The organism is Azospirillum sp. UENF 211521, from assembly GCF_058780535.1.
This window is the reverse complement of the sequence record NZ_JBSNCF010000004.1, coordinates 13860-33888: the sequence shown is the minus strand read 5'-3', so window position 1 is coordinate 33888 and position 20029 is coordinate 13860. Positions and strand designations below refer to the sequence as shown.

20 protein-coding genes are annotated in these 20029 nt (G+C 67.8%); 7 read left to right on the top strand and 13 right to left on the bottom strand.

All coding sequences use genetic code 11. The features are described 5' to 3' along the window. The first annotated feature begins 6 nt into the window (after positions 1-6). The 6 genes from ACWPN5_RS28595 to ACWPN5_RS28570 all read left to right on the top strand — a co-directional run bounded on the left by ACWPN5_RS28595 (position 7) and on the right by ACWPN5_RS28570 (position 3858). Entirely contained in the window at positions 7-771 is a 765-nt protein-coding gene (locus ACWPN5_RS28595; protein ID WP_492298785.1) for a hypothetical protein, read from the top strand. Positions 772-883: 112 nt separating this feature from the next. Further along, positions 884-1297: a DUF350 domain-containing protein gene (locus ACWPN5_RS28590; RefSeq protein ID WP_492298783.1), complete on the top strand. Its 414-nt coding sequence runs from the start codon at positions 884-886 to the stop codon at positions 1295-1297. A 19-nt stretch (positions 1298-1316) separates the two neighbouring features. After that, positions 1317-1907 carry a DUF1190 domain-containing protein gene (locus ACWPN5_RS28585; RefSeq protein ID WP_492298781.1) on the top strand — a complete coding sequence of 197 codons (591 nt, stop codon included), beginning with the start codon at positions 1317-1319 and terminating at the stop codon, positions 1905-1907. A 4-nt stretch (positions 1908-1911) separates the two neighbouring features. Next, entirely contained in the window at positions 1912-3135 is a 1224-nt protein-coding gene (locus ACWPN5_RS28580; RefSeq protein ID WP_492298779.1) for a glutathionylspermidine synthase family protein, read from the top strand. A gap of 73 nt (positions 3136-3208) precedes the next feature. Next, positions 3209-3532 (top strand): type II toxin-antitoxin system RelE/ParE family toxin, encoded by a 324-nt coding sequence (locus ACWPN5_RS28575; RefSeq protein WP_137118938.1) that lies wholly within the window; start codon positions 3209-3211, stop codon positions 3530-3532. Between the two features lie 8 nt (positions 3533-3540). Continuing rightward, positions 3541-3858 (top strand): HigA family addiction module antitoxin, encoded by a 318-nt coding sequence (locus ACWPN5_RS28570; protein WP_137118939.1) that lies wholly within the window; start codon positions 3541-3543, stop codon positions 3856-3858. Between the two features lie 253 nt (positions 3859-4111). On the opposite strand, the gene ACWPN5_RS28565 is transcribed toward ACWPN5_RS28570, so the two are convergent. Further along, a complete protein-coding gene (locus ACWPN5_RS28565) occupies positions 4112-4498 on the bottom strand; it encodes an HU family DNA-binding protein (RefSeq protein WP_492298777.1) in 387 nt (128 codons plus the stop codon). Between the two features lie 1222 nt (positions 4499-5720). Here ACWPN5_RS28565 and ACWPN5_RS28560 point away from each other — a divergent pair. Further along, positions 5721-7049, top strand: a complete 1329-nt coding sequence (locus ACWPN5_RS28560; RefSeq protein WP_492298775.1) for a replication initiation protein — start codon at positions 5721-5723, stop codon at positions 7047-7049. 75 nt (positions 7050-7124) lie between these two features. On the opposite strand, the gene ACWPN5_RS28555 is transcribed toward ACWPN5_RS28560, so the two are convergent. From ACWPN5_RS28555 to ACWPN5_RS28500, 12 genes are all read right to left on the bottom strand, one after another. Further along, positions 7125-7778 (bottom strand): class I SAM-dependent methyltransferase, encoded by a 654-nt coding sequence (locus tag ACWPN5_RS28555; RefSeq protein WP_492298774.1) that lies wholly within the window; start codon positions 7776-7778, stop codon positions 7125-7127. A 50-nt stretch (positions 7779-7828) separates the two neighbouring features. Next, positions 7829-8842: an ATPase, T2SS/T4P/T4SS family gene (locus tag ACWPN5_RS28550; protein ID WP_492298772.1), complete on the bottom strand. Its 1014-nt coding sequence runs from the start codon at positions 8840-8842 to the stop codon at positions 7829-7831. Further along, positions 8839-9975 (bottom strand): hypothetical protein, encoded by a 1137-nt coding sequence (locus ACWPN5_RS28545; RefSeq protein ID WP_492298770.1) that lies wholly within the window; start codon positions 9973-9975, stop codon positions 8839-8841. The genes ACWPN5_RS28550 and ACWPN5_RS28545 overlap by 4 nt, the downstream gene beginning before the upstream one ends. A gap of 10 nt (positions 9976-9985) precedes the next feature. Beyond that, a complete protein-coding gene (locus ACWPN5_RS28540; RefSeq protein WP_492298769.1) occupies positions 9986-11425 on the bottom strand; it encodes a TraB/TrbI/VirB10 family type IV secretion system protein in 1440 nt (479 codons plus the stop codon). Further along, entirely contained in the window at positions 11422-12756 is a 1335-nt protein-coding gene (locus ACWPN5_RS28535) for a TrbG/VirB9 family P-type conjugative transfer protein (protein ID WP_492298767.1), read from the bottom strand. Before ACWPN5_RS28535 ends, ACWPN5_RS28540 begins: the two co-directional genes overlap by 4 nt. A gap of 7 nt (positions 12757-12763) precedes the next feature. After that, positions 12764-13486, bottom strand: coding sequence for a VirB8/TrbF family protein (locus ACWPN5_RS28530; RefSeq protein WP_492298765.1), 723 nt, complete (start codon positions 13484-13486; stop codon positions 12764-12766). A 14-nt stretch (positions 13487-13500) separates the two neighbouring features. Beyond that, positions 13501-13689 (bottom strand): hypothetical protein, encoded by a 189-nt coding sequence (locus ACWPN5_RS28525; protein ID WP_114859510.1) that lies wholly within the window; start codon positions 13687-13689, stop codon positions 13501-13503. Beyond that, positions 13690-14595: a hypothetical protein gene (locus ACWPN5_RS28520; protein WP_492298763.1), complete on the bottom strand. Its 906-nt coding sequence runs from the start codon at positions 14593-14595 to the stop codon at positions 13690-13692. Continuing rightward, positions 14592-17117 (bottom strand): VirB4 family type IV secretion system protein, encoded by a 2526-nt coding sequence (locus tag ACWPN5_RS28515; RefSeq protein ID WP_492298761.1) that lies wholly within the window; start codon positions 17115-17117, stop codon positions 14592-14594. The genes ACWPN5_RS28520 and ACWPN5_RS28515 overlap by 4 nt, the downstream gene beginning before the upstream one ends. Beyond that, the gene (locus ACWPN5_RS28510; RefSeq protein WP_114859513.1) at positions 17114-17449 is read right to left on the bottom strand and encodes a hypothetical protein; all 336 of its coding nucleotides are present in this window, start codon (positions 17447-17449) and stop codon (positions 17114-17116) included. The genes ACWPN5_RS28515 and ACWPN5_RS28510 overlap by 4 nt, the downstream gene beginning before the upstream one ends. A 5-nt stretch (positions 17450-17454) precedes the next feature. Then, entirely contained in the window at positions 17455-17808 is a 354-nt protein-coding gene (locus ACWPN5_RS28505) for a hypothetical protein (protein ID WP_247877194.1), read from the bottom strand. A 94-nt stretch (positions 17809-17902) separates the two neighbouring features. Beyond that, the gene (locus ACWPN5_RS28500; protein ID WP_492298759.1) at positions 17903-19783 is read right to left on the bottom strand and encodes a MobA/MobL family protein; all 1881 of its coding nucleotides are present in this window, start codon (positions 19781-19783) and stop codon (positions 17903-17905) included. Positions 19784-20029: the final 246 nt, after the last annotated feature.

The following is a 20029-nucleotide window of genomic DNA, read 5'->3' as shown; positions in this document are numbered from 1 at the left end:
AGAAAAATGAAAGCCAAAAGCATGATCAGCACAGATCCAGACAAGAAAAGCATAGTAGTGATGCCTCGCGGTCTCGGCGGGGGTGGCCGCGCTAGCTATGTCGCGCTTTGTGATGACCAGGAAGTTGCGTGGGCGAGCTTCTGTATGGGGGATCGCGGACCATTCGCGACCGGTGTCGATGTGGCTGAGGGATTCCGCCGCCGTGGCATTGCAAGTCGCATTTATCAGGAAGCTGAAGAGCATTTTGGCCGACCGATCGTGCCCTCGACCGAACTGACCCCCGACAGCGTTGCATTTTGGGCAGCGCGGGGCGTTCCAGTTCCCGAAGAGGCCATCATAAGGACGATGGCTGAATGGAATCAGCTCCGTGCTGCGAACAAGCTTGCCACGAAGTTCCGCGCGAACCTCGACGCAGCACGGGAACGCTTGCCGCGCTTGGTCTCCGAACGTTTTCCAGCGGGCTGCTGCGGCATCGTCAGTGAAGCATTGGCAGAAGCGCTGAGGTCCCAGGGTATCACCGCAACGTATGTCTGTGGTGAGCGTACTGTAGGAGACAGACGAGAAAGTCACGCTTGGATTGAGGTGCTTGACGTTATCGTCGACATAACTGGAGATCAGTTTGGGCAACGCGCGGTCGTGTTTACGACAAACCGGACGTGGCATGACTCATGGCCTCACCAAGAACGTCGTGAGCCATGCACGCCGGCAGATGACCCCATCTGGTGGGCGAGCTACGGCTGGCCCGTCTATAGCGTCGGCATTGGCGCCTGATCACTGCTTTCCATCAAAGGAAGGATTAATCAGCCACCATTCCGGTCAGCGCTTGCCGGATACCCGTAAAAGGCGCAACGCTACGGGTATATAACTAGTCACGGATGACCGCATGTCTCTGATTCTCCAGTCGTTGACGACCCTTCCGTCCTATCTCCTCTTCGCGGCGGTGATGCTGGGCTTCCTGCTGCTGTTCATCGCGGCCTACACCGCGGTCACGCCATACCGCGATTTGGTGCTGGTCCGCCAGGGGAACACCACAGCGGCTCTCACCCTGGGCGGCGCCATGATCGGATTTGCCCTGCCGTTGATGAGCGTCGCTTCCCACACCACCAGCCTCGTCGATCTCACGGTGTGGGGGGTGATCGCGCTGGTTTCTCAGATCGTGGTCTACGTCATCGGCTCGCGGGTGCTGCTGCCCGACTTCCGCGCCGGGGTCGAAGCCGACCGCACCGCCTATGGCGTTCTTCTCGGCAGCTTGTCCATCGCCGTCGGGCTGCTGAACTACGGATCGCTGACCTATTGACCTCAAGGAGTGGGTTCCGATGAAGCGCTCGCGCACCGTGGCGGCCCTGCTGCTTGGGGGCATCAGCCCGATCCTGGTCGCCTGCGGCGAGGACAATCCCGACGCTGTGACCGTCTATCCCTCTGTCGAGGCATGCACCGCCGAGAAGGCGGCGAGCGATTGCACGGCGGCTTTCGCCGCCGCCCGCGACGAGCATCAGGCCAGTGCCCCCCGCTTCGCCAGCCGTGATGCCTGCGAGGCGGAAATGGGAGACGGGGCCTGCACTCCGACGAACGAGAACCAGGGAACGAGCGCGGGCAACGTCTTCGTCCCGGCGCTCGTCGGTTTCATGATCGGCCGCAGCCTGACCGGCAGCCATGCGCAGCCGGTCTATTTCGACCGCCAGGGATACGCCCGCAGCGGCAACACGCAGATCGGGCGGGTTCCCGTCATGCCTGCGCGCCAGGATGATTCGCGGCAGACAAGCAGCGGCAGTGGCTCGGTCGGCAGTTTCGGATCCTACTACCGGTCGGGCGACGGGACCGCAGGCAAATCCATTACGGTCCCGACCACCGGGCGCAGCGCGGGTTTCGGTTCGACCGGCTCGGCGCGCGGCTTCTCGGGAAGCTGACCCGATGGACCGTATCCGGACGCAGCCCCGCCCGCATTGGCAGGCCAAGCTCGAAGAGATCGGCTTCCCGTTCCACACGGACGCCGACGGCACGCCCTATTGGGACGAAAGCGCCCATTGGCGCTTTTCCCTCGCCGAGATCGAAACGCTGGAGGCCGCCGCCGAGGAGGTCTACCGCCTGTGCAAGGAAGCGGTCGGTCATGTGGTGACGCGCAGGCTGTACGAGGCCGTCGGAATCCCCCTCTGGGCGGCGCCCGCCATCGAGGCGAGCTGGGCTGGGCGCGACGGGGCGGACATGGCGCTTTACGCACGCTTCGACTTCGCCTGGGACGGCAAGGGCGGGCCGCCCAAGGCGCTGGAGCTAAACGCTGAAACGCCAACCTCGCTTTACGAGACGGCCGTTGCGCAATGGTGCTGGCTCCAGGACATCCACCCTGAGGACGATCAGTTCAACAGCCTGGAAGAGGCGCTGGTCGAACAGTGGCAAGCCCGGATGCGGGCTTGCCCCGGCCTCGCGTCGCAGGAGGAAGCTGTCCATTTCGCCTGCCTGATGCCGCATCCAGAGGACGAGGCAACCATCGCCTATCTCCAGACGCTGGCGCTGCGCGCGGGCATGACCACCAAAGCGATGCCGATCCAGGCGATTCGCTACGACGACGCCTCAGGGAGATTCCTAGACGATTCCGGCCGCCCGATCCGGCACCTGATGAAGCTGTATCCCTGGGACTGGATGATCCAGGAGGCGACCGGCCGCGAACTGGTGGCCGCCGCCGCACAAGGGCGGATCCGGATGATCGAACCGGCCTGGAAGATGGTGATGGCGTCGAAGGGTCTTTTCGCCCTGTTGTGGGAATTGAACCCCGGCCATCCGAACCTGCTGCCCACCGCGCTCGACCGGGCCGTTTTTCCGGCCGGTAGCACTGTGGTGGCCAAGCCGTTGCTCGGCCGCGAGGGTCGCAACGTCAGCATCGCCACCCTCGATGCGGCCGGCTTCCCAGATGGGCCTCTGATCGCCCAGACCGAAGGCCCCTACGTCGATGACGGCTGGGTGTATCAGGCCTTCACACCGCTGGCGGAAGCCGACGGCAATCACGCCGTCTTCGGCGTCTGGATGGCCAACGGCACGCCTTGCGGCTTGGGCATCCGCGAGGATCGCGCCCTGATCACCGGCAACACCAGCCGCTTCGTCCCGCATCGGATCATTGACGACATCACCTGTCCAAAATAGGAGGCCAGCCCAGCAGACGGGGCTTGACTGTTATGCGTTACATAACACATAATGCATCGCAGGGAGAATGCGGATGCCGATACGGAGCTGTGCAGACAAGCGGACGGCCGATTTCATGGCCGGGAAGCGGGTGAAAGAATTCCAGGCGTTCGACCGCCAAGCCGCGAAGGCGCTTACCAAGCTTCAGGCAGCTGTCCGGCTGATTGACCTCCGCCACCCGCCGTCCAATCGCTTCGAGGCGCTGGGCGGCGACCGCAACGGCCAGTACAGCATCCGGATCAACGGCCAATGGCGCGTCTGCTTCCGCTGGTCCTTCACGGACGACGTCCCGGCCGACGTCGACCTGCTGACGATCCAGGGGGAGCCCTACGACGTCGAGATCACCGATTACCATTGAGGTGCACCATGAGCTATCCCGCCATCGACAACTTGCCGCCGATCCATCCCGGCGAGATGCTGCGCGACGAACTGGAGGCGCTCGGCCTCAGCGCCAGGCGCTTCGCAGAGCACATCGGCGTACCACCGAACGCGGTGACAGAGATCCTGAAGGGCGAGCGGCGCGTCACCGCGCCGATGGCTCTACGACTTGGCAAGGCCTTCGGGACCGATCCGCGCTACTGGGCGAACCTGCAGAGCATCTACGAGACCAAGGTGGCCCACGCGGAGATCGGCGACGCCATCGACGCGATCAAACCGCTGCCGCATGTCAGCAAGGCTGCCTGAGCGTCCAGAAAGGGAAGCTTAGGCCATGACCTTAAAGGCAATATCGCTCCTGCTCCTGTTCCTCGGCACGGTGCTGGCACTGCCGGCGCTCGCTGGAAACGGGTGGGAGATGGGGCTTAAGCATGGTGATCTTGGCGGTTGGATATGTGCTGGCAGAACTCCACCGACGGCGGGCGCCCCAACCCGTCCGAGAGCGCTGACCCATCCAGGAATGGACCGACAGCGCACCCGGCGTCCAAGGAGCGTCCCAGGATCAGACGGCTTCGGCGTTGACGGCTTCCTTGAGGGCTTTGCCGGCGGAGAACTTCGGCGCCTTGGAAGCGGCGATCTTGATCTCCGCACCGGTCTGCGGGTTGCGGCCCGTGCGCTCGCCGCGCTCGGCGATCTCGAACTGGCCGAAGCCCGGCAGCTTGACCGTCTCCCCCTTGACCAGTGCGTCCTGCAGGCTCTCCAGAACCGCGTCCAGCGCCTTGCCGGCGTCGGCCTTCGTGCCGCCCAGCTTGCCGGCGATCGCGTCGATGAGGTCGGCCTTCGTCATTTCTTGCCCCTTAATGTGCGAAAGAAGCCGGTGTGATCCCCTCCGGCTTTTCGAAAATGAGTTAACGCGACCGGCACCGTCCGCGCAACAGGGACCTATCACAGGGCCGCGTGGCTGCTTTCAGCCGGCTTGGGCTGTGGAGGCTTGGTCCGCCGCTACCGACCGAGCCTGATCTGCACCCACCCCGACTGACCGCAACCTTGACAACGCATGCGGTCTGGCAGGGTGGTCAGCGGATCGTCCGGCCCGGCAAGCCCGCGCCGGCACAATTCCACGACGTCGATCGCACGCTGCCGGTGACAAGCCCGGCAGTGGGCGACGACGGTGCATGCCGGTTCGCCAACGGCACCGAGGTGAAGGTGGTAATAAGGCGCAGGAGGCGCTCCGATGGTCCGGTAGCGGATGCTCTCAGCGCCATGCAGCGGACAGGCGCTTTCCGCCATGGCCCGCATGACGGAACAGTTCGGGCCGTATCGGCACATGAGCGCGACGACGTCCAGCGGCCCGCTCCAGTCGCAGGATAGGCAGAAAAGGTCGACAGAGGCCGTGATCCGCAACGTGTCGCGAATCCGCATGGTCGGAAACGGTATCAAACCCATCCTGCTCCTCCGCCCCGCGCTCGACCTGGGTTCGCAAGGCTACAATGGGAACAAAAATAGAACAAGCAATGGGCTGGTTTCCCAAAGCAGCTCCCGCTGGGAGGCGCTTTGATCCTTACCGCTTGGGGGCCAGCCTCTCCTATCCTTACCGCTCGGGGGGCAAAGGGCCAGTCAGGTCGACGCGATCCTTACCGCTTGGGGGCGAGGGGCTGCGCGGCGCGCATTGACCTGTCAGGACTTGGGCTTCCGACGAGGCGCTTAAAGCGCCATCCTTACGTCTTGGGGGCATTGCTTTGTCATACGGCCCCCAAGACGTAAGGGTAGAACCATCCGGCCAAAGAAGCACGGCAGGCCATGGTCCCCCAGCTGGTAAGGATCTTGGGGCTGAGTCGCTGTCGGTAAGGCCTGTGTGCCGATCAGAGCCTCAGAATGATGTCGGAGCACCTCCCACATCCCGTCTCGACAAACGTCATTTTTGATCTGTTCGGATTCAAAAGAGATTCGTAACCCTGAAACCCCACGGATTCTGGCGAGTCGCGCGCTGTGATCCTTACGGATCGGGGGCACATCGCTTACTTGGCGGGGGCGGTTGCCACACCCCCCGGGGCGTAAGGGAATGCCCCCAAGACGTAAGGATGGCGAATTCTTGATCCGGAAATCCTTTCCTTACTTGTTATCGACGTAAGGATTGACCTACCATTGCCCGACCGACAGGAAGGACGGGCATGCCGAAAGCGCGACGCACCAAGGACCTGCACACGCCGGAAGCCCCTCGGACGGAGTCCGGCGGTCCGTCCATGTTGATCGTCGAACCTGGCAGCCTTGACGGCAAAACGATCATCGATGCAATCCCCGAGCCTGGGTCCGGCTCCGCACATTCCGCTCTTGCCGTTTCGGGCGAAGCGTCTGTTCCGACCGAGGTGGGACTGACGGCGCGTGTCGCAAGCGCCACCTTCGAGCGCGATGGCTACAAGCATCTGATCAAGGCGGCGGAAGCCGTTTACAGCTATCCCGCAAACGGCGCGCGATTGTCGCTGCCGGCGCAGAAGATGCTGAACTTCATGATTCATCTGGCAGGAAGCCAGAATTTCGCGAACAGACTGTACCGACTGCCCAAACGGGTGGTCCGTGGCAACCACAAGGGCAATGAGCGGATCTTCGATGCGTTGAAGGAAATTTTCGACTCAAGCCTTGTTGTCATCGGTCCATTTCGTGGGCGCCGATCCCGTGCGGAGTTGCGGATACTGAGCAGCTACGTCCGTCCGGAAGAGGAGGACGACACCGACGCCGCTGACATCCATTTTCAATTCACCGACGCCTTCCTGGAGATCCAGCGCACCTCGCAACTGTGGGCCAAGTTGTCCGGTCCGGCGATGGTCAAGGTGACCAGCACCTATGCGCTGAAGCTCTACGAAATCGGAATGCAGCGCTACCAGATGGACTACCCGTCGCTGGAGTTGGACATCGACACTCTGCGTAAACTTCTAAACGTACCGGACGGCGCCTACAAAGATTTTGGCATTCTGCGTACACGCACCATCGACCGCGCCATCGCGGAGGTCAACCATCTCGCTCCCTTCCGGGTCAGCATGCCCGAGGACAAGATCAAACGGCGCGGGCGAAAAATCGAAGCCGTGACGTTGGACTTTGCCGCCAAGGACGAGGAGGAGGTGGTGGAAACCTTCCTGGAGCGTGAGCGGCACAGCGCTGGTCGGCGCGCCCGCCGAAGTGGAACCGTCGAACGTCTGGCCATCCCGGCAACGATCGAGCCGGGGCCGCTCCCCGATGCGGACGATGTGAACGCCTTGTGGGCCGCTGCCCTGCACGCGCTGAAGGGAAAGGTGCCGGCGCCGCTGCTCAACGAGCTGGCGCCGTTGCGGGTTGAGGACGTCGCGCATGGCGTCCGCCGTCTGGTCCTCCAGACGCGCACTGCCGCGACGGCAGACGCGGCGGGCATGAATCACTGGCCGACCATCAAATCGGCCCTGTCATCCTTGACGATGGGGCTGATTGCGGATGTGGCGTTCGAGGCAGCGGCACGCCGCGGCAAGTAAGGATCGGGGATGCTGTCAGGGCGCCGAAGACTTGCCGCACACGTTCTCCTGTTTCCAAGAGACATGGGCTTGAAGTTAAGGTACTTGCCACGCCCACAGGGCATCCATGCCGTACTCGAGATCGTAACCAATTCGATCGTGTACGGCCGCCCTAACGGTGGTCCAGTCGATGTCGTGTCCAACAATCCATCCGCCAGATCTGATCTTTGGTAGCCAAGCGTCTATATCCGAGATTACTCCGTTATAGCTGTGGTCGGCATCGACAAACACCATGTCCACACTACGGGTGTTGAAGAATGTGGCGGCGGTGACTGTTTCCATGCGAAACACATGCGCTCGGCCGGGGTGGCCGGATGCAATGGCTTGCACCCTGGCCAAGTGATCTTCGTGCGGCCATTCGGCCCAATCCTCAGGCGCGCCGGCCGCTGCTTCCGGCGCGGGTGCCCAGCGGTCGACACCATAAACCTTGGCTGCCGGGCATTGCTCCAAGAGACGTTCGAAGGTTTCCCCCCGCCAGACACCAAGCTCCACAATGACGCGAAGATCAAACTCATTCGCGAAGCGAGCCAGCGTTTCACCCCTATGTACCCAAGGGCGACTGTGGACCCTGCAGGTTTCAATGAGGTGTGGTGGGAAGTCGAACGTGAGATTTGGTGTGGGATACGGGTAATCTACTTGTTGGGCAATCGATTTATCGATCAAAATGTATGAGTTTTCATGTATTGACATTTGATTATTCCTTTATTTGTCCGCCAGGATGTAAGAAGGCGTACAGCAGTTCATCCCGCTCCTCCGGCTCTTCCGATCAGCTCCCGCCAGGGCAGATCGGCGGGTCGGACGATCTCGACCACCTTGCGCTGCTCCGAAAGCTGCACGATGCGGGCGATCTTGCGCACCAGGACGGGAAGCGCGGCATCGGCGGCGGCGGCCGACTTCAGCGCCATGGTCATGTTCGTGCGCCACGCCTCCAGCGCGTCCAGCGGGCTGTCGGCGTGGATGGTCGACATCCAGCCGCTGTGGCCGGTGTTGAGCAGCCGGTAGCTCGGCAGCGTGTTCTCGAGCTGCTGTTCGCCCGGCACCGCCACACTGGGGTTGAGGCGGAGCACCGCCTTCAGGAGATGCATCGGCTCGACGGCGGTCCCGGTCTGCGATTCCTCCGCCAGGAGCCCGGCCTGGTTCGGCTGCGCCACCACCAGCTCCTCCACATCCTCCACCGTCACCACGCGCCGGTCGGAGCGGACGCACCGCAGCAGTCGCTTCAGGAAGTTGGTCTTGCCGCTGTTCGTTCCACCCGACACCAGCACGGGCAGTTCGGCCGCCACCACCGCCTCCAGATCCTCGACGGTCCCGATCGGATGACCGCTGTCGAACCGCGCCGCCCGATAGGCGGCCCCGCCCTCCACCGGCCGGCCCGGCAGCAAACCGAAGTCGCTGAAATCGAAACTCTTGTGGCGCTGAACGCGGATGCTCAGCACCATGCCGCTGCGCGTGTTCGCCCCCAGCACAGCCTGCAGGCGGTGCCCGCCGGGAAGCGGTGAAGCCAGCAGAGGGAAGCGGTTCGGGTCGTAGGGCCGCTTGAACAGGTTCTTGAGCTGATCGCAGAGGTCGCGGCTCCAGGAGAGATCGAGGCCGGCTCCATCCATCTTCTCGTAGCCGCGACCGGCGATCTCGACCCAGAGGTCGCCGGGGCCGTTCAGCGAGACCTCCACCACGTCGTCGCGACCGTAGATCAACGGCACCAGCGGGTCCAGCGTGGCCCGCAGGGCGGCGTTCATCGGCGGGACGGCGCTCATGGGGCGCAGGCCGCGACGCGGGTGGCCGGCAACGGCCCGCGGTCGATCTCGATCCGCGAACCGTCGCCGCGGGTGACCAGGCCGATGCGGCGCCACGCCTGCCACCGCTCGCAGCCGATCGTCACCGGCGCCCCTGCCGCCCGCGGCGCCGGGTCCTCCTCAAGCGCGTAAGGACGGGCCCGCTCCCGCGCAACGCCCGTCTCCAGCACGATCCGGCCGGTCGGGGTATCGACGACCGTGTCCGACAGCTGCAGGCTGGTGCGCGCGGCGTCGTCATGGCGCCAGCCGGTGTTGACGGTCAGGTGCTGGTAGGCCTCGTCCGGATTTTGGACGCAGCGGGTGACCCAACCGGCGAAGGTTTCCCCGGCCTCCCCGGACACCGTCACCTGATACCAGCGGCGGGTGCCGTAGGAGGTGGCGCTTGCCAGATCGTGAACATACACCCCCGCACATCCCTCCGTCGTGGTGCGCAGCGTTCCGCCTCCTTGCGGCTGGCAGGACCGGATGACCCGCGGCGGATCGGACTCGACGGTCACCTGCGTCCAGCTCAGCGCCGGAGCGCCGGCCACGACACTCTCCTTCGGCGGGGTGCACGTCTCCACGCGGTGCTTCCAGACCAGCGGCGCGTCGCGGCGTTCGGCGCAGGCCTGCGCCAGACGGGGGGCTGCGCCGCCGCCGTCCTCCGGAGGGCTGAAGACCGCCCGCGACTCCCCCATGGTGACGCCGGCCTCGAAGTCGTTGCGCATCCGGCAGCCGGAGACCGTGAGGCGCAGCGGCACCGTTTCGGCGCCGTCGCGCAGCGAACAGGGCTTCACCTCGATCTCCTCGCCGGCGGCGTCGCGGTACACCTCGCGCTCCTCGCGCCGGGCGACGCCCTGCGCCGGGTCGGGAACCCAGGAACAGCCCGCCTTCGTCCGGCGGATCTCGAACTGTCGGCCGTCGGCCTGGCACGCCGTCCTCCACACCGTGTGGCCGGCCCCGGCCTCGACGATCCGCGACTGCCCGAGCGCCACGCCGCTCTCGTAGACGATCTGATCGCCGCACCCGAACCACGTCCGCTGTTGGGCCTGGGAGGCGGGCGGGACGAGCGTGGCGGCGGTGACGGCGGCTAGCAACAGGACGAGCTGTGACATGATCTTCTCCTCACTGGGGCGGCGGCAGCGCGACCGGCCTGGTCGTCGCAGCGGCGCCCGCGCCCGTCGCGGTTCCTGCCCCGGCGGTGCGCACAGCCTGGTCCGCCGACCGTTCGCCGGGGCGGGCCAGCCATAGATCGACCGACGGCGACACCAGGAACTGGTAGCCCCCATGAACGATGTGGACGTCGGTCAGGTCGAGATTCCGCTCCAGCAGCAGGCGGGCGATCGACTGGGCGTTCCGGTTGGCCTGGCCACCCGCCACCACCACCGTCTGACCATCGGCCGTGCCCTCGCCCTGGCGTGCCAACCGCTGCTCGATGACGCTGCCGGCGATCTCGATCGCCCCGGCGATCACGGCCCCGCCGTACCGCTCGGCGACGCGCTGGTTGAGATCGTCCACGAGGCCGGCCCGGCCCATCAGGTCGGCGCCGACGCCCGGGCTGGCGCGCAGGTCGAACTGCGCGTGGTCGACGGCCCGCACCAACCGGGTGAACTCCGTGCGCAGCCGCGTCTCGCCCCGACGCATGCCCTCGTAGCGCCCGTGCATCGTGCTGCCGGCGGGGATGACCACGGTCTTTCCGTCGGCGCCGTAGACGTCGCGCTCGACCATGGCGGTGACCGGCCCGTCGATCTGGGAATTCACCGACCGTGTGAGGACGAGCGGGATCGGCGTGTCCTGGAGCACCGTCCGGGAGAGGTCCACTGGTTGGCTGGACACCACCCGTGGATAGTCTTCCCCGTAGTTTGCCGCCTCCGGCGCTGCGGCTGCGGCCTTCGCGCTGCGGGACGGACCGCGCGACAGACGGCCGTCGCTCCGCGGCGCCGCCGTGTCCACGATGCGGCTCCGCCCCAGCCCGGCGAGATGGTCGGCGCGCGCCGCTTCCACCAGCTCGGCGTAGCGGTCGCGCGGCGGCGCCGCTTCGGCCGGTGGGACCGCGACCCGGTAAGGCACGCGCAGCGCGACGCCGGAACCGCCCACCCCGATCACCTCGCCGGCGCCGGCGGCCGTCGCGGCCAGCTCGATCCGGCAGGAGGCCCCGGGCTCGAGCGCGCCGCCGCATCCCGACGCCGCCGCCACGCCGCCGGTCACGACGAGTTCGCCGAGCACCACTGCGGTTCCGCCGACGTTGCGCACGACGATGGGTGCGGCCATTCCCGGCATCGTCTCGACCGACGACGGAATGGACACCAGACGCCCCGGTGCCGGCGCCGGTTCCTGCGCCGGCGGAGGTGCCGGAGCGGCTGCGACCGGAGGAGCGGACAGCTCGAGCGGTTCGGGCGCCTCCCGTGGCGGCGTCGGCGGTGGCGGCGGAGCGGGCTTCTCGCCCTCGCCGCCCAGCGACAGGGCAAGGGCCGCCAGGGCCCCGAGCAGCCCGGCGCCCAGCCCGAGCCGCCGCGGGGAGGTTCTGGCCAGGAGCGCGCGCCAGGACGGCGCCGGGGCGTTCATGGCGCGCTCCCCCCGCGGCCGAGGGCGGCGTCCACGGTGGCGGCGGGTGACGCCGCCGGCTTGAAGCGGTTGCGGACGCACAGATAGAGGTCGCCGGATTTCAGCGTCAGGTCGCCGACCGCGTCGATGATCAGGATCTGGCCTTTCGAACCGCCCCAGCGCACGGCCACCGGCTGGTCGACGCCGCCGACCAGCAGGAAGGCGGCCGGCAGACGGGTCGATCCCAGGCGCTCGCCGTAGTCGAGGAAGGTCCGCCGACCGTCGTGGAAGGCGCGCAGCGGACCCAGCACGCGCGAGGCCTCGTCCGGAGCGAACACCCGGATGTCGTCGAAGGACAGATCCTCGACCCGGAACGGATGCACCGTGGCGAAGTCGCCCCCGCCGGCCCCGCCGTCGGGAGCGCCCTCCTCGACCCGCTCCTCCCGCCGCAGGCTGGCGCGGTCGTAGCCGCCGCGCGGCGGGACGGAACCTCCCCCCATTGCCCCGTTGAGTCCGACCTCGACGCTCAGCGGACTGCGCGCCGTGCGCCCCGAGCGGGCGCAATAGGCGTCGTCGTCGATGAAGGCCGTCAGGTCGGTGACCTGCGCGGCCTTCACGGTCTCCGACCGCAGGTAGAAGGTGTAGAGCCGTCCGCTTCGGGCGATCACCTGCATCGCGGTGTCCACGCCGGCCCGGTCGGGCCGGACGAGGAGCAGGTTCGCATGCCCGTCGGGGATCTCCCACGGAAAGCTCTCCTCGTCCCCGAAGGAGACCCGGCTGATCGTTTCGCACGGCGGGAGCACCACGGAGGTCGTCATGCCCAGCCGCAGGCGCAGCGGCATGACCCGGTTGACCCGGTGAGCGAAGCGGACGGTGCCCGGCTCGACCTGCCCCGGCGCCGGCACCGCGTCGTCCCAGGCCGGCTGGATGCGGCCGAGCGAGACTCCCCGAAGGATCGCCTCCTGGTAAGGCCCGGTGCCCTCGGGCGCCGCTCCGGCCTCGCCCGACCGTTGCAGCACCGGATAGTCGCCCCGGTTCTGCGCGTCGGCGTCGAGGCCGCGCGGCTGCCGTGTCGAGGGGGCCACCGCCGCCGTCGCACCCCCTCCGGAGCGTTCGGCGGGCCGCGGCAGGGTGAGCCCGCCGTCCGGCGATCCGGCGGGTTCGGCCTTCGGCTTGGGCAGCGCTATTCCCGGCTCCGCGACGCTGTCGATCAACCCGGGAAGCGGCGCCCCGTCCGGCGTCGCCAGTCCCGGCGGCACCGCCTGCGCGTTCGCGGGGTGTGCAAACACCAAGGAGGCCAGCAGGACGGCGGCGAGGCCAAGTGCAAAGCCATGCCGGAGCCTTGCCGGCATCCCTCGGTCAGGAACGGCGCGAAAGGTCATATTGAATCACCCGAAATCCGAAGGCGAGGTCGCTGTCCTGTGGCAGAAGCCCCTCGCCTTCCACGATGGTCCCGTCCAGCTCCACCAGCTCCGGATAGCCGATCCGGAGCAGCACCCGCAGGGACTGCGTGCCCAGCTCCATGCCCTTCTCGGTGTCGCGCACCGTGAAGTCGACGTAGTACAGCCCCGGAGACGCCAGGTTGATGGACTCGATCTTGACGGCGCGTTCGGCCCCGCGCGCCAAGGCCTGGATCACCAGTTTCTGGTTGCGCGCCCGGAAGCCCTCGTAGACCTCCGTCGTCGACCGCCGGGCGACCCAGCCGTCCGTCGGCCGCATCCGCACCTTCATCAGCCCCTCGTCGGCCACCACGCCCTCGCGGATGCGGACATACTGGGCGACCCACGCCCGTTCGGTGACCGCGAAGCTGGTGGTCTGCCGCCGCAGGGGCGCCGCCTCGACCACCGCATCCATCGCCGGGGCGACGGTGATCGCGTAGGGGATCTTCTCCTTCAGCGGCGTGAGCCGGACAAGCGCCTGACCGAGCGTGATGTTCAGGGCCATCGACAGGCACAGCAGGATGCCGAGAAGGCGGGCGACCCAGCCGACCACGCCGATCCCGTCGCCGCTGTCGTGCTTGTCCCACACCCGCTCGACCGCGACGAGGTTGCTTTCGCTGTTTCGTGAACCGGCGCCGAACATGAGAACCCCAGACGTCAGACGGTGGAAGCCGCGGGCAGGAGCCCGGCCGGCGACCGCGACAATGGCAGTTCGGCGCAGGCGCAGGGGCTGCGTTGCCGGTCGTCCATGCCGCCGCCGATCCTCTGGCGGGGAAGGTCGACGGACCCGCCGGACGAGCAGCCCGCCAGGATCAGGGCGCACAGCGCCAGCAGCGCGCGTCGCATTCACGCATCCTCCAGCAGGGGCTTGTAGCCCGGCCCGATGTCCTCCCGGCGCAGAGCCTCTGCCGCGTGGACCCGCAGCAGGGCCGCCAGCAGGCGGTTCGTCGCCTGGGTCTCCTCCACCAGCCCGATCAGCGCCGCTCCGATGGCCGCGTTCTGCGCCCGTTCGCTCGCCGCGTTGTTCATCCCGTCGCTGAGCTGGGCCAGGCGCTCGTTTCCGGCCTGACTGCTGGCGATGCCGTGATAGGCGGTGCCCAGACCGTCGAACGCCGCGTTTCTCCCTTCGGCCACCCGTCGGCGCTGCACCCGTTCGATTCCAGCCAAGTCGGAGCCGGCGGGCGGGGCGAAGCATTGGCGGGAGCGGACGGCTCCATCCGCCGGAGTCTTGAAGACGGTGGAAGGCTCGCCTTGAAACGCCGTCAGCCCACGCTGCAGGTTGAGCGGCATCGATGCGCCCGACGCGGTCCGCGCCGTTCCACCCAACGCGCCCAGGCTCACCGCGCCCGCCCCGCCCAGGACGCTCTTCAACATGCTCTGAACCTGAGGCGCGAGATCGGCGACGCTGGAGCCGCGCCCCTGGCCATCGAGCATCTGCGACTGCAGGGCGCGGGTTTCCGCCAGCTTGTCGAGCACGCCCTTCAAGGTCGCGTTGACACCCTGGACCGACGCATCGACCTGCGGGTCGTAGACCGTCGGCGGGCAGCACACCGCCTGCGCCGGCTTCGCAAAGAGCGCCGTTGCCCCGACGCCGAGCAGCAGAGCCGGCACGGCCCGCCGACCGACCCCCGCCATGCCGCCTTGGGGCGGCCCGCCGGGATGGTCTTTCGCCACCTCGTCCCGCGGCTCGCCGGCCGCCCGCATCAACAGGCGGCCCGCGCCGCCGACCGCTCTACGCCACCACGCCGTCATGAGGCCGCCCTCTCCGTTCCGAATTCGTCCAGATACGCGTCGCGCCAATCGACCGGGTCCCAGTCCTTCAAATGCCGCGCCCGCTCGACGCACCCGACGTCGGAGGCGAAGCAGCAGGCCAAGTCTCCCAGAGCGGCCGTCGAGAATTCGAGCACCGCCGACTCCCCGGCGTTCGGTTTCTTGAGAAGGACCGGGTGCTCCATGTGGTCATAGCTGCGGTCCGACCCGTCCACGAAGGCGAACTCCTCCGGCGTCAGCCACTCCTCGTAGTCCGCGTACTTCGCCCCGCGGTCGGGATGGAAGATCCACGTTGCCGTCTGCGACCGCATGATCTTCGGCAGGTTGGGGTGGATCTCCGACAGGGACGACGGCCGCTGCCAGAGCGTCATCACCGCGATGAAGTCCTTTCGCACCTGCTGCATCCAGTCGATGCCGTTCTTCAGGAATTCGTCGCTGCTCCACAGCGCCGCGGTCTCGTCGATCAGGATGATTCCGCCGCGGCCTTCCCGGCGCACGCGCTCCGTCACCAGATAGGCCACATCCTCGACCAGCGGGGGCGCCAGCACCGGGTCCTTCAGGACGGTGGTGAAGTCGAAGGCGAGCAGGTCGCTCTCACCGATCGGCACGCGCTCGGTGCCCGAGAACACCGATCCGTAGGTCCCGCCGGGAAGCCAACGCTGCATCTGGGTGAAGGCCGGCGAGCCGGGATCGAACCCCGCCTCCACCACCGTGGCCAGAGTCCGTTCGTCCATCGGCGTGCCGGCGCTTTCCATGCGCACGAGCGCGTTGACCGCCTTCTGGTACATCCGTTCGCTGTCGGGGTCCGACAGGCCGGTGAGCAGCCGGAACAGCTTCGCCAGATGGGCGCGCACCGCGGTGGTCGGCGGACGCTGCAGCGGCTGAAGCTGCGCGTCCGTTTCCCCGCCCGGGCGATCCGACAGCAAGCTGACGTAGCGCCCGCCGCACATCGTCGTGGCGACATACTGGCCGAACCGCGAATCGAACAGGGTGGCGATCAGTCCCGGGAAATGCTCCAGGGCGCCGATCACCAGAAGGTCGGCCACCGTCGTCTTGCCCGACCCCGTGCGCCCGAAGATGATGGTGTGGGCGAGCGCGTCGCGCTTGGCCGTCTCGTGAAGGTTGACGTAATAGGGCGTTCCGGACGCGGTCAGAGCGCGCAAGATCCAGCTGTCGCCGGCGCCGCTCCCCCAGCCCGAGCGGGGAAGCCCGGCCTTCGGCGTTTCGAAGACCACGAGGTCGGCGACGTTCTGGCAAACGGCGCGAACCTCGCGGATGAAGCTCCAGTCTTCCCATCCGGGCAGCATCGACCACCACAGCACGCCGGCGAGGTCCCGCTCGACCACGGTTTCCGCATGGAAGGTCTGGAACACCGCCTCAACCTGCTTCTGGACGCGGGCCGCTTCGTCCGGGCTGTCGCCGAAGGCGAAAACGGTCAGGGCATGGCGGACCAGCCGCTCCCGTTCCCGGGAATTCGGCGCGATCATTTCCTTGACCTCCAGGAACTCGGCCGCCGCCTGCTGGGACACCCAGGTCGAGGCGGCGCCGCGTTCGAGCTGGTCCAGCGTGAACGTCCCGCCCATCTCCGAATGCACATAGGCGGCGTTGAGCACCAGCAGCTCGCCGTCCAACGCCTGCAGCCGAGCGACCAGCTCCTCGGGCGTCGCCCCGCCCCAGCTGCTGAGGGTGATCACCTGCGCGTAAGCCTTGCTCTGGCCATGGGAATGGATCATCAGGCCGCTGTCGGGGTTCAGGTCGACCGAATCCACCGCGACCAGCCGCGCCACGTCCTGGCGTCCGACCGGGGACGGCCGCGTCACCCGGCTGACCAGATGCCCCCAGAATTCGAGCAGGGTGCTGGCCGGATGGCTTCCCTCCTCCAGGCCCACCTCGCCCAGGTCCATGGGCTGGAAATCCTCCAGCGCCTTCCACACCTGGGCGCGCGCGCTCTCGAGCCGGGCGCGCGCGTCGTCGCCGTTGCCGCGCACGCTGAGCACGACGACGTGGCGGTTGCGGTAGGCGCGTTTGAACTGCGCCTCCCACCGCCCAACCACCCGGCTGCGCAGCGCCAGCCCCGCCGCGTTGCCGCGGGCGGGCCTACGCTGCGGCGGCGATGCCGGGACGCGCTGCCGCAGGTCGAACACGCGGACATGCACGTCGATCTCGGACAGGAGCTGGAACATCTGCCGGCGCCGGTCGCGCCGCTCGTAGCGGACCTCCTCGTTGGCGCCGGAATAGTCGAGGCCGGCGAGCTCGATCGCGACGCTGAGCGTGCCGTTGCGGCTGCGCAGCGTCCGGCCGTCGGACAGGATCTTGTCGAACAGCACATACTCGCTGAGCTTCGTCCGCCGCAGCGGCGGCACGGCCAGCCGCCCGAGAGGCGGCACCAGGGCGATGCCCAACCCGACGGCGATGCCGACGACCGACACCCAGGTCGCCGCAACTTCCCACCAGGAACTCCCTCCGCGGAGCAGGTCGTCCAGGGCGGCCAGCGAGACGCTCATGGATCGGCTCCTATGAGTCCGCGCCGCATCAGGATCATGCGGGGGCGCGAGGCCGGAGACATCGGCGCGCGGGGATCGAAGCGGGCGCGCCACACCGCGACGATGTGGCGGTCGCGTCGGAAGCAGCGCGCGAAATAGAGGTGCATGCCGATGCACAGCACTGCCGTCAGCTCGGTCCGCACCAGCGTGCCGTCGGCCAGGCCGACGGCAACCCCGGCGACCGTGCCGGCGACGATGTTCAGGCACCACAGCTGGAGGGGCACCCAGAGCATGTGGAGCGGATAGGCGACCGCCGTGTACACCGGGGTCGTCAGGCGCCGGGCCGCGGCCATCGCCGTTACTTGATCGGCGTGTAGGTGCCGACCGACGACGCGTCGGACAAGCCGCCCAATCCGAAGACATAGTTGATCAGCAGCGGAGCTGACGCGACCAGCATGATTCCGGCCACCACGCTTGCCAGGAAAACGAAGTCGAATTTCTTGAAGTAGGCCTTCACCGCGGCGACCACGAGCCCGCCGAACCCGAGCATTCGCACCACCCAGATCGCGAAGTTTGTGACCGCATTGCCCGCGCTGACCGTCGGTGCGAACGGGTCCGCGGTCACTGCGAACGCCGCGGACGGCAAAGCCACGGTGATCAGGATCACCAGAGCGGCCATGGACGCATGGCGATCAGGAAAACGCTCGTTCATGAGAGGGACACCTGTGCAGAAGAATGGAAGGTGCCCCAGAGCCTACGGAGGTGCGTCGCCGGGTTTCGAGCACCGGCGATGCGTTTTTTTCCGCTCATCGCTCCACGTCGCGGGACCGACGGCGCCGGATCGGTTCCGGCATCGCATCCGGACCGGCAGGGGTTGCGCCAAGCTCCCGCAGCACGGCAGCGGGCTCAAGCGGTGCCGGCCCGGAGATCCGCGCCACCACGGCACACCGCTCCTCCGCCCGATCGAGATCGCGCCGCGCGCGCCGGCGGCGGGCGGTGTCGGCGTCCGGCTCCATCATCTCCAACAGCATCACGCGCCCCCGCGCCGCCTCCCGCTCGTCGCCGCGCCGCTCGCCTTCGCGGGCGATGGCCTCGGCCGGCGACATCCGCCCGGCACGAAGGGCATCCGCGTCGGCGGCGCGTTCGTTGTGGTGCGCTTCGACCCGCCGGCGGGCATGGTCGGCCGCCGCGCGCGCCGCTGTCCAGCCCGCGGCCCGCACCGCCGCGGCAGCTTCCGCCGCGTCGGGCGCGCGGGCGTCGTCCCCGAGCAGGCCGAGCAACCGCGACGCTTCGGAAAATGCGGAAGCGGCCAGCTCCTGGCGGCCGTCGGCGAGCGTGGCGGCAGCGCGCGCCCACGCCGCGCGCCGCCGCGCGCGAAGCGCCGGATCGGGGCGGCGTTCGATCTCGTCCAGGCGGTCGAGGGCACGGACGAGACGTTCCGCCGCCTCCGCCGGCACGCCGGGGGACCCGGAAAGGATCGCCGCCCGGCCGCGCCGCCCGTTGGCGCGGCTCGCCGTCTCGACACGCTCGTTCACCGCGGCGCGCAGCGCGTTGACCACGCCGGCCGCCGTCGGCACGCCGGCCCGCTCCAGGGCCGAGCGTCCCGGTCCGAGATGCACGCCGGGCAGGGTCGCCTCGCCGCGCTCGGCGTAGGAGCGGGCGTCGAACCGCCGGCCGACAAGCGGCCGTCCGTCCGCCCGCCGCCGCTCGTCGGCGGCGTCGAGATGGCGGTTGATCGTCGCCGCCGACCGCTCGCGCAATTCGCGGACCCAGGACGGCCCGCGCGCCGTCCGGTCCTTGCGCGCGGCGAAGGTCCAGGCGTGGGAGGCGGTGCGTTCCGCCGGGCGTTCGCTCCACAGCGCGTGCAGATGAATGTTGCGCGGATCGGACCCGGCCTCGATGTCCGGGCGGTGAACCGCGGCGTGATGGGGCAGCCCCCGCTCGGCGAGGGGCCGCATCAGGTCGCGGGCGAGCGCCGCCAGCTCGTCGCCGTCCAGCTCGTGGGGCAAGGCGATGATGGCGCGGTTCTGGACGCAGCCGTCCACGCGCTCCCGCGCCTCCACCGCGTCCCAGAAGGCGGCGCGTTCGTCGGCGTCGTCGCCGATGGTGCCGAAGCTGATCAGCACGCCGTCGCCGTCGGCCATCAATTCCGCAACACGCTCATCTTGCGGCAGGTCGGCGCGCTCGACATAGCGCTGGAACGACGCCGCCGCTCCGGCGCGCACCCGACCGCGGCTGGTTCGCGCCGCTCCGCCGCTCTTGCGCTGGATCGCCGGGCCCAGCGCCCGCGCCGCCGCGGCGAACTGGGCCTCGGGAACGTACCAGCTCCGCGCCTTGCGGTCGTAGGCGCCGCCCGCCGCCTGCAGGTCACGGACCCGTCCGCGCTTCGCCTTCACATAGACCCGGCCGCGGCGTGCCTCCGTCTCCTTCGGCGAGAGGCCACCGCTTCCCGACGGCGGCCGCTTCGACACCGACGACACCCGGATGTGGAGCGGTTCGACGCGCGGTGGCGGTCCGCTCCGGCCGCGGGGAGCCGGCAGCAGGAGGGATCGCAGGCCGACCTTGAAGTAACGTCCCGTCGCCAGCCCGCGCTCCACCGCGTCGCCTTCGTCCAGTCGCCCGGACCGGTGCCGGTCGTCCCATTCGGCTTCGCCGATCAATGACAACGCCTTCGCGAACGTCACCATGCCTGCCGTCCTTACCCTTCGCCATCTTGGTGCCGTGGCTGCTTGTCACGCCGCCCACGGCAATAAAAACGAGTTGGGCGCCTAACAGAAGCCAAGTGGGTGCCCACGAGCCTTCCAACCATTACCGGTAATGTTATCGGTAGTGTGATAAGCCATTACCGGTAATGCGCCTTTGTATGACAATGGCTAATTGCGCAAACACCTCTTCCCTGACATTACACATGACGGCCCTTCAAGGGGCGATCA